At 39.6% G+C, this 18957-nt stretch carries 9 protein-coding genes; 1 reads left to right on the top strand and 8 read right to left on the bottom strand.

The window, feature by feature from the left end; translation table 11 throughout:
* Positions 1 to 13 precede the first annotated feature (13 nt).
* From IM479_RS20430 to IM479_RS20400, 7 genes are all read right to left on the bottom strand, one after another.
* The gene (locus IM479_RS20430) at positions 14 to 958 is read right to left on the bottom strand and encodes a putative capsular polysaccharide synthesis family protein (protein WP_287685111.1); all 945 of its coding nucleotides are present in this window, start codon (positions 956 to 958) and stop codon (positions 14 to 16) included.
* 38 nt (positions 959 to 996) lie between these two features.
* Entirely contained in the window at positions 997 to 1797 is an 801-nt protein-coding gene (locus IM479_RS20425; RefSeq protein ID WP_287685112.1) for an SDR family oxidoreductase, read from the bottom strand.
* A 48-nt stretch (positions 1798 to 1845) separates the two neighbouring features.
* Positions 1846 to 2472, bottom strand: a complete 627-nt coding sequence (locus IM479_RS20420; protein ID WP_287685113.1) for a cupin domain-containing protein — start codon at positions 2470 to 2472, stop codon at positions 1846 to 1848.
* Positions 2473 to 2568: 96 nt separating this feature from the next.
* Positions 2569 to 3201 (bottom strand): LysR family transcriptional regulator, encoded by a 633-nt coding sequence (locus IM479_RS20415; protein ID WP_287685114.1) that lies wholly within the window; start codon positions 3199 to 3201, stop codon positions 2569 to 2571.
* Entirely contained in the window at positions 3195 to 4238 is a 1044-nt protein-coding gene (fni, locus tag IM479_RS20410; protein WP_287078994.1) for a type 2 isopentenyl-diphosphate Delta-isomerase, read from the bottom strand. The genes IM479_RS20415 and fni overlap by 7 nt, the downstream gene beginning before the upstream one ends.
* A 39-nt stretch (positions 4239 to 4277) precedes the next feature.
* A complete protein-coding gene (locus IM479_RS20405) occupies positions 4278 to 9038 on the bottom strand; it encodes a non-ribosomal peptide synthetase (RefSeq protein ID WP_287685115.1) in 4761 nt (1586 codons plus the stop codon).
* Between the two features lie 361 nt (positions 9039 to 9399).
* Positions 9400 to 13659, bottom strand: coding sequence for a non-ribosomal peptide synthetase (locus tag IM479_RS20400; protein ID WP_287685116.1), 4260 nt, complete (start codon positions 13657 to 13659; stop codon positions 9400 to 9402).
* Between the two features lie 739 nt (positions 13660 to 14398).
* Between IM479_RS20400 and IM479_RS20395 the strand changes: the two genes are divergently transcribed.
* Positions 14399 to 15184, top strand: coding sequence for an SWIM zinc finger family protein (locus IM479_RS20395; protein ID WP_286826820.1), 786 nt, complete (start codon positions 14399 to 14401; stop codon positions 15182 to 15184).
* A 120-nt stretch (positions 15185 to 15304) separates the two neighbouring features.
* On the opposite strand, the gene topA is transcribed toward IM479_RS20395, so the two are convergent.
* Entirely contained in the window at positions 15305 to 17941 is a 2637-nt protein-coding gene (gene topA / locus IM479_RS20390; protein ID WP_287685117.1) for a type I DNA topoisomerase, read from the bottom strand.
* Positions 17942 to 18957 lie beyond the last annotated feature (1016 nt).

Raw genomic sequence — 18957 nt, 5'->3', positions numbered from 1 at the left:
GAACGAATTACCTTTAACGTTGACTAGACCACTTGAGTTTAAATTTGTTAATTTCTTCATCGGTGTAAAAATGACTCACTAATGGTTGATCATAAATTTCTTCTAAATATTCATCACTAAAGGTGAGACTATTTTTAAAATTTTCATAGATACGATGATACTCCAAATCTACGTCAATCAATTTCAATTTTTGGTAATCTAATTTCTCAATTCCAAAGAAAGCTTGTGTCATTTCTTGTAAACAAGAGTCAAGTTTTTCTAATTTGAATAATAATAACTCAATTTTTTTGTCAGGAAATTCAACAATTGTATAACCTTTTTCTTTGGAAAAATCAATCTCACTGATATCAATTCCAAAAACAGATTTTAACTCTAATTCAAACCAATCAAACTGTTTGCTAAAAACAAATTTTTGTGACCAAAAACAATTTACCATATCGTCAATTGTAATTAATCCTTCCTTAAATTTTCGGAAAAATTGGGGAAAAGCAGACTCACAATCGATAATTTGGAAAAACCAAGAAATATTACGAGCGATGGGATCTCTTACTCCCGCAATAATTCTGATCTTATCCTTATCCTTAATTGTTTCGAGATGATCACTTAAATATTTGGTGGTCAAAGAATGTTCTATCGTACTCAAATAATAAGGTTGAGTAAGATGAATTTTATCCCAAATTTTGGCAACAATTTCTGGGTTTAAATTATGAACATGATACACCGCTTTTTCTGGAAAGGTTCTTTTAATAGCCAGATAAAGATTAGCAGAACCAACTTTACCCATTTGATAAACCAGGATCACCGAAGGTTGTTCAAGCTCTTGTTTAAATTTGTGTTTCAGCCTCCAAATATTAAAATTATTGATAAGATAGGAAAAAATGGGAAAGTTACGAGTATCTTTAGTCGGATAATAGGGAACAAATTTGTCTAACATTTGAGATTTAGATTCGCTATTCATAACACTTGTGGTTGTTGATTTTGGCTTGACAGATCAATTTAAAATGCTGACGAGGATAAACCCCCATCTATCGGAATCGTAATTCCCGTTATATAACTCGCACATTCTGAAGCTAAAAATACAACGAGATTAGCAAATTCTTCAGTCATACCAATTCGATTCATGGGAATTGTTTTTAGAATTCTTTCTCGGATTAAATCTGGGGTCGTTCCCTCCTTTTTGGCATAAATTTCTAAATATTCTCGATGTCTAGGGGTGTCAATAACGCCGGGGTTAATACTATTAATTAAAACATTATAGGGGGCAGTTTGTCTAGCTACCGATTTGGTAAAATTCATTAAAGCTGCATTGACAACACCCGATTTAACTAAACGAGGGGATGGCTCTTTCCCCGATGTCCCAATGATATTAACGATTCTTCCCCAATGTTGTTTTTTCATAATCGGTAACACTAAATTGGTTAAGCGAATATAACCCATTAATTTTCCCTGAAAAACGTTTAACCAATCGTCATCGGAAAGGTTTTCAATTAAATTGTCAGCAAAGTTAGCTCCTTCAGAATTATTAACTAAAATGTCAATTTTGCCATATTGATTTAAAGAGTCCTGTATTAATTGTTCAGAATCTTGAGCTTGATGAACATCCGCCACTAAACGCAGAATTTCTTGGGCAGGATAAGCTTGAGCCAGAGATTGATAAGCTTGTTCTAAGCGTTGGAGATTGCGACCGCAAATAATTAAGTGACAGCCTTCTTCTGCTAATTTTTCAGCAATGGTCAACCCAATTCCCGCACTACTTCCCGTAATCAAAGCCACTTTATCTTTTAATCCTAAATCCATAAACTTTGTCCTAGCATTTTGAGGTTAAACTTAAAATTTTAAAACGAACTAAATTAAAATTTTAATCAAATTAATATCTTGATTCGATGAATTATATCCCTTTTTCAAAACCCTTGAAGGAGTATAATAAATTTGACCATATTCTAAACACTGTTCTTCATTTTCTATGGAGATTTCTAATTTTCCATTCAAAATAAATCCGATTTCTTCTTGCTCACCTTGATGTGGGGGAATGGAGTAACCGGAAGGAATTGTCGTCATGACAATTTCAAACCAAGAACCCTTAACCGATTGACAAGGTAAATGAGTGATTTGATCTTGGTTGTTTGATAGGGTTAATACAACGTCTTGGGAAGGTAAAGAAGAGGTAATCCGTTTAAGATCAAATCCAATCATCGGTTCTGATAAGGGATTAAAAGCACCATGAGGAATATTGCCATCAGCTATATAAACATCTTGCAAAGGTCTTAAGGGTTTAATCACATCTTTAATATACAGTTCCAGTTTTCCTGAGAATACCATGCCAATTTGACTTTCAGGATGGTGGTGGGATTCAAGTTTAGCATTGGGAGCTATAACGTATAACTGAAAAATGGTATCTTGGCATTGAAAAACCTCTAATTCTACATGAGGATTGAGTTTAATATACTTGGGAATTGGGAAAAATTCAGACATGATTTTAGAGTACAGGTTCAAAATGAAATTGAGATTTAACCTCTCAATTATTTTTATGTGATGAAGGCAACTATTCTGAGCGGATAGGTAGCTTTTTTAGGTATGCACAGGTAAATAAATACCTTGAATCATGGTGTTTTCCTTTTTGTAGAATAAAGACCAACTCATCTCAATTTTACCATATTGTGAAATAAATTCTAAATCATATTCTCGGAGGGCATTTTCATTGGTAATCGCTAAATCTGCCAACCCCTGTTTAACGTGAATAGCGGCAACACTGGTAGAATTCACCAATGTGATTTTAATCTTGTTTTGATTTAGGTCACACGGTAATAAATAAGGAAGTAAAGGAAGAGGAGCGGGATGAGTGACTAGGGTGCAATTTTCTAAAATGATTTCTTCATTTTTTCGCTTGGCTAATCCGTAAACGGGTGTGGGATAGGTGAAGATAAAACCTAGTTTAAAACTTGGTTCCATATAGAAATCATTAATTCTTTCATAGGCATGGGGTACTAACGCCAAATCTATCTGATATTGGAGTAAAGATTCCTTTAACTCTGTAAAGCTATCAAATAAATGACTATTAACCGAAATCTGTTGTAATTTCCATTGAGAAATTAGATAATTTAAGGTTTGTTCGCTGCTGGTTTCTTTTGGACCCAAAGTGCCAACGCTTAAAGTTTTGACATCAGGCTGGGGATAACACAATTCCATTGAAAACTTTAACATGGTTTTAAGGCTCCTGAATTTTTAAGGGCGGATAAATTAGGATTTCCGGTGCAAAACAAAACAATTTCAATTTCAGCAATTAAAAATTTCACTAACTCATCAACGGCGGCTTCTGATTCAATCGCTGCTACGAGAAACGGTCGAGCCAACCCTCCTAAATCGGCTCCTAAAGCGATGGATTTGGCAAGATCTAAGCCATTTTTTAAGCCACCAGAAGCAATTAAGGGAATGGTTGAATTCAGAGTACGAATGGCGGTAATACATTCAGCCGTAGGTAAACCCCAATCGGCAAAAACTTGTCCGAGATGACGCTGTTTAGGGTCTTTTGCCCTTTGACTTTCCACTTTTGCCCAAGAAGTCCCCCCGGCTCCGGCTACGTCAATGGCAGCGACTCCGGCCTCAATTAATCGCTGTGCCATCATCGATGAGATGCCATTGCCGACCTCTTTAGCGATGACAGGAACGGGTAATTTTGAGCATATTAACGCAATTTTATCGATTAATCCTTTAAAATTCTTGTCCCCTTTCGATTGTACCCATTCTTGTAAAGGATTGAGATGGAGAATTAAGGCATCCGCTTCTAATAAATCTACCAATTTGAGGCATTCCTCTAAACCGCAGCCGTAATTTAACTGTACAGCCCCTAAATTCGCTAACAGGAGAATATCTGGCGCCAGAGAACGGACTGCAAAGGTCGGCGCTAATTCCGGTTGTTCGAGTGCAATGCGTTGAGAACCCACTCCCATCGCTAAACCATAGCGTTGAGCGACCATTGCCAATCGAGTATTGACTAAATGGGCTAATTCTGTTCCTCCAGTCATGGAAGAGATTAGAATTGGAGCTTTTAGAGATTTCCCCAAAAAGGTTGTCCCCAATTCAATATCGCTGCGGTCAAGTTCAGGAAGACAACAATGGGTAAAACGATATTTTTCTAAACCGCTTGTAAGTTGTTGAAATTCCACATCTTCTTCGATACAAACTCGTAGATGTTCGCTTTTACGATTTTCAATTTCACTGGGAAGATTAGGCGGTGACATAGTTATTATCAAGTATGAGGGTTAAACATTAAGTTGAGGTTAAAAATCGAGTTCCAAGAGCAGTTCATCTAGTTCTGCTTGATTAAGATCCGCATCGGGAAAATCTGATGGAGTATAACCTCCTTCTGCTGATAAACAATGGTTAATCAGGCTTTCTAAAGAATCTCGATAAGCATTAGCTAAATTTTCTATCGTTGTTTTTTGATGAAATTTTTCGCTATATTGCCATTCTATTTCTAGTTTGCCCCCGACAACAATTCCATTAATATCAATTAAATGGGAACGTTGCCCTAAAGGACTATGAATAGAACCACTCGATTCCTTAGCAAATTTTCCGCCTAGAGAGCTTATCTGAGAGTCAGTAAATTGCCCTAAATAATTAAAGCTAACTTGAGCTTTTGGATAATTTTTTAACTGGGATTGAATCGTTAAATCCGAGTTGAGATAATATCCAATTCCATAATCAAATCCCCGATTCGGAATTTGTCGCAATTGCTCTTTAATGGACTTGAGACATTCCCCCGGATGATCAAGATTTTCTAAGGTCAAAAAGACGGGATAAATACTGGTAAACCAACCTACAGTTCGAGATAAATTCACGGACTCAATTACATTCTCTCTTCCATGACCTTCCATGTCAAGCAAAAGCCTATCACTCCCTGTCCAATGGCTAAAAGCTTGGACTAAAGCGGTCAATAAAATATCATTAATCTGGGTATTATAAGCTTGGGGAACCTCCTGTAACAGTAAGCGGGTTTGTTCTTCAGTTAAGGTGAAAGAAACCGTTTTTGCATGGGCAACAATGTTGGACTTAGCTTCACCTTGATAGTCCAAAGGAAGGGGGAAAACCGAGGGTAAATCACGGTTTAGCCAATACTTGAATTGCGTGTTAAATTCTGGGGTTTGAGCATAGTTTTGCAATTCTTCAGCCCAAGTTTTAAAGGAACTGGTTTTGGGGGGAAGTTCCTGAGAATCTTGGCTTTCTAATTGTTGGTAAATCGTGGCTAAATCTTCCAGAATAATCCGCCAAGAAACTCCATCTACTGCTAAATGATGAATCACAATTAACAATCGTCCACTATCACCCAATTTGAAGAAAACCACCGCCATTAAGGGGCCTTGATCTATCTTGAGTGTCCGTTGTTGAACTTCTGAAATTTCAGCTAGGGTGGTTACTTGTTCATCGCAATACAGATGAGATAAATCCACCAATTCAAAGGCAAAACTATTGCAATCGTCGCTGTGATTTTGTTGCCATTGTTCCCCTTTTTGAATGAAGCGTAACCGCAAAGCATCATGGTGATAGAGTAATTTAGAAATAGTTTGTTTCAATAAATCTGGTTGTAGATTATTGGGAACTTCTAACAAGATAGATTGATTAAAATGATGACGTTCGGGCCAGTTTTGTTCAAAAAACCACTGTTGAATCGGAGTTAAGGGAACTTCACCTGTGACTAATCCTTGGTCAATTTCAGTGGCAGCAGTCGTCTCCGCTAGGATGGCTAATTGAGCGATTGTCTGATAGCCAAATAGTTGTTTAGGAGTAATTTCTAATCCCTCTTGATTCGCTTTAGCAATGATTTGAATGGCTAAGATAGAATCTCCTCCCAATTCAAAAAAGTTATCGTTAATACTAATAGTTTTAAGTCCTAAAACCTCTTGCCAAATTTGAGCGAGAATTTGTTCATTTTTTGTACTAGGAGTTGCATAATTTTCTAATTCATTTGGGTTAATTTTGGGTAGAGGTAAAGCGCGGCGATCTACTTTTCCATTAGGAGTCAGGGGAAAAGATTCCAAGGGAATTAAAAATGCTGGAATCATATAATCTGGCAGTCTATCTTGTATAAATTGTCGTAATTCTTGGAACGTTAAGGCTTCCGTTTTAGGAATAAAATAACCATATAAACGCTTGGTTTTTAACTCATCTTCTTTGACAATTACAATAGCATCTTTAACTTGGGGATGTTGATTGAGAACGCTTTCAATTTCCCCTAATTCAATTCTAAAACCTCTAATCTTAACTTGATCATCAATGCGACCCACAAATTCAATTTGTCCATCGTTTCCATAACGAACTAAATCACCGGTTTTATAAAGGCGATCACTGAGTTTTTGACTAAAAGGATTAGCAATAAATTTAGAATCGGTTAACTCTGGACGGTTGAGATATCCTTTAGCTAATCCAACGCTGGCAAGATGTAATTCCCCAGGAACACCAATAGGAACGGGTTGGAGATAGCGATCAAGAATATAGATTTTGGTGTTTGCGATCGGACGACCAATGGGCAGCACATCCATGTCTTCAAAGCACTGTGCAACTGTAGCACAGACAGTGGATTCCGTTGGCCCGTAAGCATTAAAAAAACGCCGTCCACTAGCCCATTGAATAACCAAAGAAGGAGGGCAGGGTTCTCCTGCAACAATGATATTCTGCAATGCTGGCAAGTTCTCACTGGACAGAGCGGTGAGTGCTGATGGCACAAGAGTCAAATGGGTAATCTCCTGCTCTTGTAATAGTTGCAGTAAAGGTTGTCCCGGTTGTAGTTCTTCCCGCGTTCCCAGATAAAGCCTTGCCCCCGCACAAAGAGCCATGACAATTTCCCAAATAGAAGCATCAAAGCTAATGGATGCAAACTGAAGGACACAACTATCCGGCTGCACGTCAAATAGCTTGATTTGTGCTTGGGATAGATTACACAATCCTCGATGAGCAACGAGAACTCCTTTCGGCTTTCCGGTTGAGCCAGAAGTGTAAATGACATAAGCTAAGTTCTCTGGTGTTAGGCTAGTGATAGGGGAACTTTTACTTTCGGTAGAGATTTCTTTCCAATCGGAATCTAAGCAAATTACTTGTGCTTGATGCTGTGGTAACGAGGTGACCAGTTTTTCCTGAGTCAATAGAACTGCTAGTTGCGAATCATCGAGCATATAAGCGATCCGCTCAGATGGATAAGTAGGGTTTATGGGAACATAAGCGCCAGCTGCTTTCAGGATACCTAAAATCCCTACTATCATTTCAAGGGAAGGTTCGATACAGATGCCCACCAGTGTTTCTGGTTTTACCCCCAAGGTTTGTAAATAGTTTGCTAATTGGTTCGCCTTGCTGTTTAGTTCTCGGTAGGTTAGCTGTTCACCTTTAAAAATTAGTGCTATGGCATCTGGTGTTTGTTCTACCCACGCTTCAAATAGTTGATGAATACATAGATTTTGAGGATAGTCTTGTTGAGTTTGATTCCAGTCTTCTAATAATTGCTGTTTTTCCGATTCAGTCAGTAAGGGTAATTCCCTGACAGTTTGTTGAGGATTGGCTACAATTCCCTTTAATAAGGTTTGGAAATGACCCACCATGCGAGTAATTCTTTCGACAGTAAATAGGTGGCTATCATATTCCCAAAAACCTTCTAAATAAGAGCCTTGTTCCGTCTCTATTTCCTCTAAAATTAAGCTGAGATCAAATTTAATTCTCTGGTGTTTAACGGCTAGATATTGAGCTTTTAAATGGGGTAATTCTAAAGAATTGAGGGGGGCATTTTGCAGCGCAAACATGACCTGAAATAAGGGATTATAACTTAAACTTCGTTCGATTTCTAACGCATCAACCACCTGCTCAAAGGGTACATCTTGATTAGCATAAGCTTCTAAAACAACATTGCGAGCTTGCTGTAATAATCCTGAAAAAGCTGGATTTCCTTCTAGGGAATTACGCAACACTAAAGTATTGACGAAAAAACCAATCAAAGGTTCAATTTCTTGTCGATTTCGGTTGGCCGTGGGTGTTCCGATTAAAATATCATCCTGACCACTATAACGAAACAGTAAAGTGTTTAAAGCAGCCAGTAAGGTCATAAATAAAGTCGCCCCTGACTTTTGACTCAGAAGTTTTAGTTTTTCGGTGAGTTCTGAGTTAATTTGAAACGAGATACTATGACCTCGAAAATTGGGATTAGCTGGACGGGGTTTATCAGTGGGAAGTTCTAATAAAAGAGGAGCAGCCGTTAATTGTTTTTTCCAATAATTTAATTGGTTTTCTAAGATTTCACCTTGCAACCATTGTCTTTGCCATACGGCAAAATCGGCATATTGTATGGTTAATTCGGGTAAATCTACGGTTGAATTGGATAAAAATGCTTGATAAAATTCAGATAATTCTTTAAATAAAATGCCTTTTGACCAACCATCGATAATAATATGATGGAAAACGTTGACTAAAATATAATTTTCATATCCCAAATCAAAAAGAGTACATCGTAATAGGGGAGCTTGAGTTAAATCAAAGGGTTTTTGTAGTTCTTCAATAATCCGTTTGTCAATTTGCTCTTGGGGTATATCTTTTAAATTAACAACTAATAATTTAATCTTCAGAAATGGAGCAATTTTTTGAATGGGTTTTCCTTCAACCATTGGAAAGGTTGTCCGTAAGCTCTCATGGCGTTGAATAATAGCATTAATCGTTTGCTCTAAAATATCAATGTTTAAGCGTCCCGTTAAACGGATGGTTAGAGCTTCATTATAAGCAGAATTTTGCTGATCCATCTGATAGATAAACCACATTCTCTGTTGAGCAAAAGATAGGGGTAAATCTTCAGTTCTGGCAACGGGAGATATAACAGATTCAAACGTCTTAGACGGAGTTATTGCACTTCTTAAAAAGGCAAGAATTTCTGGTTTTCTTGTGCCGATTTCTTGCTTGATTTCCGGTGTCATCGCTCCCTGGGGAGCTTGATATTTTAACTTTTCTTCCTCAAGCCAAAGCTTGATTTCTAAACTATTTAAGTAAGATAAAAATTCTGCGACTTTCATTAATAGTATCCTTTTCCTAATTAATGTTCTGGTATTTCTGGAATGGGGGTGATGTTTGGCTGAGTTCAGTAGCTCTAGCTTTAGCTACTGTTAGAGATATAATCAACGGTTCTCATAAATTTAAGTATCCTCAAAGAATAAACACTATAGACCAAACAAAAATTATCAATGGCGGGGAGTCGGTGGTTATTGTTAAAATCAGTTGCCATGGGAGCAACCGCTTACATACTCCATAAAAAGACTATTTTAAACCGAAGCTATTTATATCATATTCTGGATGATAAATTTTAGTGATGGATACAATTTTTTACATTTTTTCCCAAAAGGGTTCTGAAAAGCTTAAATTTTAGTTAAGCTATTTTCATAATTCTCCTTCTTCATAATTTTCTGAGGCTGTTGTCATGACTGTACCACTTTTGGATGCACTTTTGGTATTTTGGGCTACATTAAGCACCTCAATCGTTTGAGCTAAACTGGCAACGGTTGGGTATTCTAACAACCTGTGCAACGACAATTCTACCGAGAAAACATCCCGTAAACGAGAGATTACTTGACTCGCCAGCAAAGAATGTCCTCCTAGTTCAAAGAAATTATCATGAATTCCAATTTGAGATAGATTTAACACCTTTTGCCAAATGTTAGCAACTTGACGTTCCGTTTCCGTTCTGGGTGCTATCAATTCGTTATTTTCTTTGCCTTGGAGTTCCTTGAGTAATTGCCACTTATCAATGTCTCCATTGTCCTTGATAGGGAGAGATTGTCGCTGAACCAGGGGACATTGATAGGACGTTCCAAATCTATCTTTTAGACTCACATAATTAGGTAGATTGAGCGATTGAACTGTAGGTTTACGGGTGTAATAAGCGGTTAACTTTTGGCATCCTTCAGACAAAGAGGTAAAACGGTTAATCTTGCTATTACTCCCATCTAAACCAATCAGTAATTGTCCTTGATTGTGATATAAACTCGTTAGAAATGAGTCTAAACCTTGCTGCACCGTCATATCATAATACCCTTGAGAACGGGTTATATATTGCATCTGATAACCCTGGCTAATCCCAGTTTCTTGCCAAGTTGTCCAACTATAACAATAACTGGGGAACAAATTCTTAGATTTTTGATAGCTATTCAGAGATTCGAGGAAACTATTAGCCGCCGCATAGGAACCCAAAGCCGCTCCTCCAAAAAAACTAGCTAAGGAGGAAAAACTAATAAAAATTCCCTGAGATTCTTTGAGGAGTTGATGTAAAACCCAAGTTCCTATTACTTTAGGGCGAATAATTGTCGCTAAACCTTCTTGAGTTTCCTCCAGAAGTAAACAATCTTTGTAAATTCCAGCCAGATGAATCACCCCATCTAGTTCTCCTTGCCATTGTTTTTTCACCTGTTCTACAGCCTGTTTAACTTCAGTGAAATTAGCCACATCTACCGCTTGATAAATTACTTGTCCCCCAAGGGTTTCTAAAGCTTGGAGATTTTTTATTTTTAAGGATAATTGATCTTCGGTTTTGAGGTACTCACTCCAGAGGTGTTTTTCTGGTAAAGGTGTTTTTCCAATTAATAGTAAACGAGCTTGATAATTTTTGAGCAAATACTGAGCAATTTGTCTGCCAATCCCTCCTAGTCCTCCAGTAATCAGATAAATACCCCCTAATTTAAAGGGTAATTCCTGTTGGTTGTGTTGCAGTAAATTGACTTTTTCTAAACCTGCAATTAAACGTTTCCCGTTGCGATAGGCAATTTCTCTTTCCTTGGATAAAACAGATAGTTCTTGCAGCAGATAACTGACATTAATTTCAGGGTTATCTAGGGGTAAATCAACATGACGAGTATTTAACCAAGGAAGTTCTTTAGCTAGGGTTTTGATCAGTCCTAAAACTGGAGATTTTTCATAGGCAATTTCATCGGTTTCTATGACAAATTGACTATAACTAGAAACAAATAGCAATTGAATTTTTGAGTTCAAATCATGAATTTTAGCCAGAGATTGAACTAGGAATAATAAATCATATGTTCCTTTTTCTTGTGCTTTTTCTAACTGTTCAATTGTTAAAATTTCTCCTTGATAGTCTTGATATGTTCCCAGATGAATAATATTGCCAAGGATAATTTTTCGCTCGGACAAAGATGCCATTAACTGTTGATAATGGTTGGCTGTCCCTGGTCTGAGGGTATAGCAATTTTGACTAATTTGAGAAAATTCTTCTGCTGCTAAAACCGTGATACAGGGTAAGTTTTGCCCTTGAATTTTTTCTGCTAAAGATGCTCCTAAACCCAAGGAATCCAGAAAAATTAAACTACAATACTTGGAAAGTTCGGGTTTTAAGTTCACTGGAGAGCGAGGTTTCCAAACTTTCCGATAAAACCAATCAGGAAGGGTATTAGCATTTTCTAACAAAAGATCTATTTCTTTTAAAATAGAATTAAATTCTCCGTTCGCAAACCGTTTTGTTAATTGCGTTCGCTGAATTTTACCAATGGAAGTTTTAGGAATTTCAGTTTTATTTAAGGGGATTAAATATTCAGGATTAACGCCAAAAGTGTTAATTACTTTTCGTCTAATCTTTTTCAGAAGTTCTTCTAGATGCTGGTGGTCAAAGGTTTCTGCACTGAAAAATAACGCTAATTTATCGGTACTATTACTAGGATCATGAACCCCACAAGCAGCAGTATAAGAAGCTTCTACTTCGTCAATGGTTTCAACCACAGTTTCAATTTCATGGCTATAATAATTCACTCCATTAATAATAATGGTTTCTTTACTTCTTCCGGTAATAACTAAATGACCGTTACTAATAAATGCTAAATCTCCTGTCTTAAACCAGCCATCTTTTAAGAAAGCGTCTTGATTCGCTTCTGGGTTTTTATAATACCCCGGTGAAACCGGTTCTCCTTTAACTTGTAAATGACCAATGGTTTCTTCTGGTAATAGGGAATTATCAGTATTAACAATTCTAATGGATATCCCCGGAATGGGTAATCCTAAATCCGTAAAGGTTGCACCATTGGGATGTTCAGGATGAACTCGTTTTAAGGAAGAATTCAAGGAGGATTTATCAACCGTATGAAAGAGTAATGGCTGTTGTTCTGTAGGTTGATAATAGGTAATTCCTGACCCCATTTCTGCCATCCCGAAAGCAGGACGCATCGCCGTTTTTTTCAGATTATATTGAAGATGAAGGGTGTTAATAAATTCTCCAACTGCTTGACCAGAAACAGCTTCACCCGCTGCCAAAAAGAATTTGACACAATCTAAATTCCAATTTTGATCGGGTTCTTTTTTTAAAGCTTCATTAATCAAATTATAGGCAAAATTAGGAGCCCAACTATGGGTAATTCGATATTGATCAATTAAATCTAACCAATTCAAAGGACGACCTAATATATATTCAGTTTGAACATAAACCATTTGGCATCCTAACTCGACACAGCGAATATTCCAGTCTGAAATACTGCCAATATGATCAAAAGGAAGCCAATTAAGAATAACATCGTCGTTTTGATGTTCACAAATGATGTTTGTTCCTCGCGCACGAGAGATCACATTTTTATGGGTTAATGCAATACATTTCGGTATTCCTGTACTGCCTGATGTTAGATTAAAGAACGCGATATTATCCGGTTGACTAATAGGAGGTTGATGGGGAGAATAAATTTTTAATTCTTCAATAAAACTCAAGCTTAAGGTTTGATTAGGCAACCATTGCTCTAAATATTTTATCTCTTGCTGACAGGATTGATTTGTGATAATAATAGGGTCATCTAACAACTGCCAAACTTGACATATTTTATGAATTTCATTATTAAAATCTTTATAGCTGGGTGGCACTGAAATAATAACCGGAATAAATCCCCCTAAAATACACCCCCAAAATGCGGAAATAATATCATAGTTTTCCGATAGCTGAAGAATCACTTTATCTTGAGCTTGTAAACCCTGCTTTTGTAATCCGGCTTGTATTTGTTGAGCGTCTTCCCATAATTGTTGATAGGATTGAAAAACTTCTGATCCATTAGATTGAATATAAATAATCCCTTTATTTGAATAATTTTCAGCAGCTTTTTGGAGGATTTCTGCCAAGGTTTTCGGCTGAAGTTCAGATTCTTCTAAAAGCTGTCCGTGACTGATTCCAGCTTGAGTGTTAGAAGTGTGAATCCCCAAATGAATCGAGGTTTCAGATTTTTGATTATCATTTTTTTTCTCTATTTTTAAGGGCAATAATTCGGATAGATGTAGGGGTAAAATTTTGATTTTTTTAGAAGTCATGACGGCGGCAACTTGCTCGATATCTGGCAAAGAGCTTAGTTTTTCTTCTGTTTCCTGAACTTGGTTATCGTCGATAATTTCGATATTTTTTAAGGCAACTTCATCGACATCACCTCTATCGGTTAAGGGTAAACTGGAAATTTGCACATAGATATTAGGTAGAAGATTATCCGGTAACTGAGACTCTAAATCGGAGGACAATTGTTCATAATTCAAAGCTCCAGAGCAAACGATATAGGCGACTAATTCACCCTCCCGTATCATAAAATAGCAATCTTCAATTAAGGGATTTGATAAAAATACTTCTGCTAATTTCTGACAATTTAATTTTGGATTTTTGTGTTCTGTCCCCATGCCTGAAATCCTCGGTTCTGTGTACATCTTGTGAAAGCTTCTTCAATAAATACTTTTAGGCGTAGCCAATTCGACATCTATAATACGCCAATTCAAGTCTGAATTGCATCACTGTCTGAGCTATCAGAGCATATCTCATTCGGGCTAGGATAGTCAAGAGATTTTCGAGGACGATTGTTAAGCTTTTCGTAATTTAAATTGCTTGTTGAGATGAGGGACTTATGCAAGAGGCAAGACTCCCCCCAACTTTCCGACTTCCGGGGGGGGGGAGATTCGGCTAATCTAAGAATAAGGGATTTAAATCCGTCTTAGCTTAGTCCATTAGTCGGCTCGTTTAATCCCCTCTCCCAAGAATGATAAGGAGTAGCACTCATAAAAATATACTCCTAGTTTCTCACTCAACTCTCAACTCTTAACTCCGTTCCCGCTGCCTGCTCTCCGATACTTTCTAAACAGGATTTAGTATTAATTCTCGCTCTGGTCTTGCTTTGATCACATCCGGGCAAGACGGCTATTTGCTGTTGAGATAAATTTACCTCTTGGCCAAGTTGGTAGAGCAAGTTTCTTTGTTCTATGTTAAGATGTTGAGGGGTTCGTTTTTGGGTCTGATTTGTTGTTGTTAAAGATCAGAATATACCTGATGAGCCTTTCTCTGTCAACTCTTAAGGCTGATGTGTTTCCTTTTTGAATTGGCGTTTTTGTTGGTAACGAAGCTGATCAGCTGTAGGGTAAATAAAAAATGACAGAACAAGCTTGGTGGGTACAAAAATGGCTAGAACTACTCGATTCCTATCGCTTTAAAAAACGCTTGGAACGAGCTAGACTTTACGCCAGAGAGGGCAATGTTTTAAGTATTGACTTTGAAGACTCGCAAGTTATTGCTAGAGTACAAGGCAGTGAATCCGAACCTTATCTAGTGGATTTATCCCTAGTCGCTTTTAGTGATGAAGAATGGGACTATATTATTAAGCTTCTCTCCAAAAAGGCCATTTATTCCGCTCAATTGCTCACGGGACAAATGCCCGATAATATCGAGCGTGTTTTTATCGATAGTGGGGTGAATTTATTTCCCTTTTCCCTAGCTGATATTCGCTCTCGTTGTACCTGTCCCGATCAAGCCAACCCCTGCAAACATATAGGAGCAGTATACTATCAATTGGGTGATCGTTTTATTGTCGATCCCTTCCTGCTTTTGCAACTGCGCGGCCGAACCAAAAGCCAAATTCTGGAAGCTTTACGGGAAAAACGCTCCTATTCCTCTGATAATCAACCTTTAGCAGTCAGTGAAACCCCCGCAGTAGTCGAAAAAACTGCCCCTGACAGCCCTATCGATCGCTTTTGGCAGTACGATGAAGAACTAGACCCCTCCCTCGTTGTCATCACGCCGGGGAATGAAAATCAAACCATTCTCGACATTTTAGGCAATTTTCCCCTCGCTGCCCCCGAATCGGATGCCATAGAACAATTTTTAAAACCAATTTACCGGCAAATTCCCCAAGAAGCGATGGCGATTGCTTTACAGTAGGGAATTTGGGGTATTTGAGCAGCCCGCTCAAAGTGGTGCAAAAGACAAAAAAGCCAGCCAGATTTGTCCTCGCATCAGGTGAGGAATTAACCATGGAGAAAATCGCCCCACCACTAATCGCTAAACCGTCTTACTTTTGCTGGTTTTACTGCCTGGGGAAGTAGTTTTTTTAGTGGTGCTAGAAGTAGTTTTCTTGGTAGTGGTTTTCTTGGCAGTGGTTGTCTTGGCCGCTAGTGCCGCTAAAGCTTGCTCTAGAGTCAGGGTTTCGGCCGTTTCTCCCTCCGGCATCTTGGCGTTAGTTTTACCGTGCTTGATATAAACTCCGTAGGGACCTTCGTACAATCCCACCAATTCCCCATCGTCGGGATGTTTACCCAATTCTTTTAAAGCTGGTTTGGTAGAACCACGAGCGCCGCGAGTTTTTTTCGGTTCAGCTAATAAAGCCAAAGCTCGATCGAGGGTTATAGTTAAGATATCATCCCCGGCTTTCAGGGAACGATATTCTTTTTCCTTACCCTGTTCCTGAACTATATAGGGGCCAAAACGACCTAAACTGGCTTTAATTTTGCCTCCGGTGAGGGGATGGGTTCCCAGTAGTCGCGGCAGTGCCAATAAACCCACCGCTTGTGGGAGGGTGACATCCTCTGGTTTGACTCCTTTGGGTAGGGAGGCGCGTTTCGGTTTGGGGTTGTCATCGCTGACATCTCCTAACTGGACGTAGGGTCCGTAACTACCCACCAGCAGATAAATCGGCTCTCCGGTCTCGGGATGAAGACCGATTTTATCGGGACCCTCGGTTTTCTGTCGCAGCAGGGTTTCTACCTGTTCCGGGTTCAGATCCGCTGGGGTTAAATCGGCCGGGATGGAAGCGGTGAGGATTTCATCGCCTCGGGAGACTTCCAGATAGGGACCGTATTTGCCGATCTTGATAGTTGCCTGTAAATCTTCTAAAATCACCGATTTGGCGGTGCTAGAGTTAATTTGACTCTCGCGCTCTTTGACTTGGCTTTCTAGCCCTTTTTCGCCGCGATAGAAGCGATCGAGATAGGGCAACCATTGAGCGGAACCGGTGGCGATATCGTCGAGGGTTTCCTCCATTTTCGAGGTAAATTTGGGATCTACCAGGTCGGGGAAATGATTTTCTAACAAACTAACCACGGCAAAAGCGGTGAAGGTGGGAATCAAGGTTTTATTCCGCATTTGGGCATAACCGCGATCGATAATTGTGCCGAGAATGGTGGCGTAGGTGCTGGGTCGCCCGATTCCTTCACTTTCGAGGGTTTTTACCAGTGAGGCTTCGCTATAACGGGCGGGGGGTTGGGTATCGTGGCTAATCGCTTCTAGTTTCCGACAATTGGGGGTATCACCGACGCTGAGGGCGGGTAAGATTATTTCTTGGTCGTCGATGGCGGCTTCGGGATCGTCGGAACCTTCCACATAGGCGCGGAAAAAGCCGGGGAAGTCGATTCTTTTACCGGAGGAGCGAAATCCGGCATTTTCTACCTGAATATTAACGGCGATCTGGGTAATACGGGCATCGGCCATCTGTGAGGCGACGGTACGTTTCCAGATTAGGTCGTAGAGGGCGAATTCTAGTCCGCTCAGGCCAGTTTCCCGGGGCAGGCGAAAGCTGCTACCGGCGGGCCGGATGGCTTCGTGGGCCTCCTGTGCGCCTTTGCTTTTGGTGGTGTACTGCCGGGGTTGGGGACTGAGATAATTTTTACCATACATTTGTTCTACACAATTGCGAGCGGCGGTGATGGCCTGATCGGAAAGATGCACCGAATCGGTTCGCATATAGGTGATGTAGCCCTGTTCGTAGAGATTTTGGGCGATTCGCATGGTGTCCCGGGCTGATATGCCCAGTTTCCGGTTAGCTTCCTGCTGTAGGGTGGAGGTGGTGAAGGGGGGGGAAGGTTTGCGAAGGGTGGGTTTTTCTTCTGTGTTGCTAACTCGCCAGACTTTGCCCTCGATGCGTTCTTTTAAGGCGGTGGCAGTTGCTTGATCCAAAAGTGTTACTTGGCGACCGGGTATCAGTCTGCCGGTGTCGGCATCGAAATCGCTCCCATTTGCCACTTTTTGACCGTTTAAGGTCACTAATTTCGAGTCGAATTGATTTTTGTCCTTTTCGAGGGTGGCTTTTAAGTCCCAATAATTGGCGGTTTTAAAGGCTCGTCTTTCCCGTTCCCGTTGCACTAGCAGACGCACGGCTACCGATTGCACCCGGCCGGCGGATAACCCTTTGGAGATTTTTTTCCAGAGTAGGGGGGAGAGGGTATAACCGTAGAGGCGATCGAGTATGCGACGGGTTTCTTGGGCGTGAACTAAATTTTCGTCGATGGAGCGACAATTTTTTAGGGCGGCTTGGATTGCCTCTTTGGTGATTTCGTGAAATACCATCCTTTTGGTGGGAACTTTCGGGTTGAGTACCTGCAAGAGATGCCAACTGATGCTTTCGCCTTCCCGATCTTCGTCGGTGGCGAGGATCAATTCGCTGGCTCCTTTGAGGGCTTCTTTTAATTCTTTGACGACTTTACTTTTAGTTTTGGGGACGACGTAGAGGGGATCGAAATCGTTCTCCACATCCACGCCTAAATTGGCCCAGGATTTGTCTTTGTGGGCGGGGGGAATTTCTTCGGCGGAGGCGGGCAGATCGCGGATGTGGCCCATGGAGGCTTGGACTCGATAGCCGCTAGGCAGATAATTACTGATCGTCCGAGCTTTGGTGGGGGATTCGACAATAACCAGGGTTGACATAGGAATTGATCACGAGGGCATCGCCACAGCGACTGTTTTAGTTAGACTGACAATCGTTGTTTGATGATGGGCAAAAGTTACTATTTATCTTGACCGGCTTGATTTGGGTCAAAAGCCACTTACTACGATAATAGAGATTAAAGCTGGTCTTTTGTCACTAACTTCTTAACAAAACTTAATATTTTTCTGGAGCAGGGAGAGGTGAGAAGGGAGAAGGGAGAAGGGAGAAGGGAGAAGGGAGAAGGGAGAAAAAAGCTGACTCGGAGAATACTGACTCCTAACCCAATGTTCGCCAAAGATAAGCAAAAATTATCTATTGACTCCAAAAACTTGAGAATATTTAAATTAACATTCCGCAATATTTATAAATTCTTAAAAATTAATTGAGAAAGATTTTTATTTAACAACGATGTTACAATGGTTACAGCGATTTGATAGAATTTCATAGTGCGCTATTCTGTGCTTTTTTAGGCAGCAATGGTTGAAACCCTTGCCACACCTAGAAGGTGATCCTAATTAAGACGGGTAAATTAGTCAATTTCACTGGCAACGATGATCTTTTTTTTGTGTAGTTTTATTGCAAAGAAAAAGTTTTTTTGACAAAAAGCACAAAGTATGATAGGAACCCAACGTATTTCTGGCTGCCAGTAGTTATTGCAGAGTGGGAGTTGGGGAGCAGGGAGAGGGGAGAAGGGAGAAAAAAGCTGACACTGATCTAGGTTACGCTTCATCTTTAGGAGAAACGCCGTAGTCATACTAAATCCTGTTATTAAAAACTGATTATTTATTCCCCCTTTTGCCTGTTGCATGAAAATGGGTAAAACCCTACACCCTACACCCTACCCCCAGGAAAAACTTTTTGCCGCAAACCCTAATTAGGGTCTGCTGAATAAATCTAAAAACCTTGTTGGGTAAGACTTTTAGACTTTTTGTCAATCAAAAAGTACCAGGCATGGGAGTGATCAGGGGGAAAATTCAGGTACTTTTTCCCTGAAAATTAGGTAGTTGACCACCTG

Origin of the sequence: Microcystis sp. M165S2 (assembly GCF_020245885.1) — a bacterium.
Classification (GTDB): Bacteria; Cyanobacteriota; Cyanobacteriia; order Cyanobacteriales; family Microcystaceae; genus Microcystis.
This window is presented reverse-complemented; position numbering and strand designations above follow the sequence as displayed.

What these genes read in the sequence shown, in the direction of transcription:
- IM479_RS20405 (WP_287685115.1), bottom strand. Translation starts at nt 9,038, where the DNA reads ATGAAAGTCGCAGAATTTTTATCTTACTTAAATAGTTTAGAAATCAAG.
- IM479_RS20430 (WP_287685111.1), bottom strand. Translation starts at nt 958, where the DNA reads ATGAATAGCGAATCTAAATCTCAAATGTTAGACAAATTTGTTCCCTAT.
- topA (WP_287685117.1), bottom strand. Translation starts at nt 17,941, where the DNA reads ATGTCAACCCTGGTTATTGTCGAATCCCCCACCAAAGCTCGGACGATC.
- IM479_RS20415 (WP_287685114.1), bottom strand. Translation starts at nt 3,201, where the DNA reads ATGTTAAAGTTTTCAATGGAATTGTGTTATCCCCAGCCTGATGTCAAA.
- IM479_RS20400 (WP_287685116.1), bottom strand. Translation starts at nt 13,659, where the DNA reads ATGGGGACAGAACACAAAAATCCAAAATTAAATTGTCAGAAATTAGCA.
- IM479_RS20420 (WP_287685113.1), bottom strand. Translation starts at nt 2,472, where the DNA reads ATGTCTGAATTTTTCCCAATTCCCAAGTATATTAAACTCAATCCTCAT.
- IM479_RS20395 (WP_286826820.1), top strand. Translation starts at nt 14,399, where the DNA reads ATGACAGAACAAGCTTGGTGGGTACAAAAATGGCTAGAACTACTCGAT.
- fni (WP_287078994.1), bottom strand. Translation starts at nt 4,238, where the DNA reads ATGTCACCGCCTAATCTTCCCAGTGAAATTGAAAATCGTAAAAGCGAA.
- IM479_RS20425 (WP_287685112.1), bottom strand. Translation starts at nt 1,797, where the DNA reads ATGGATTTAGGATTAAAAGATAAAGTGGCTTTGATTACGGGAAGTAGT.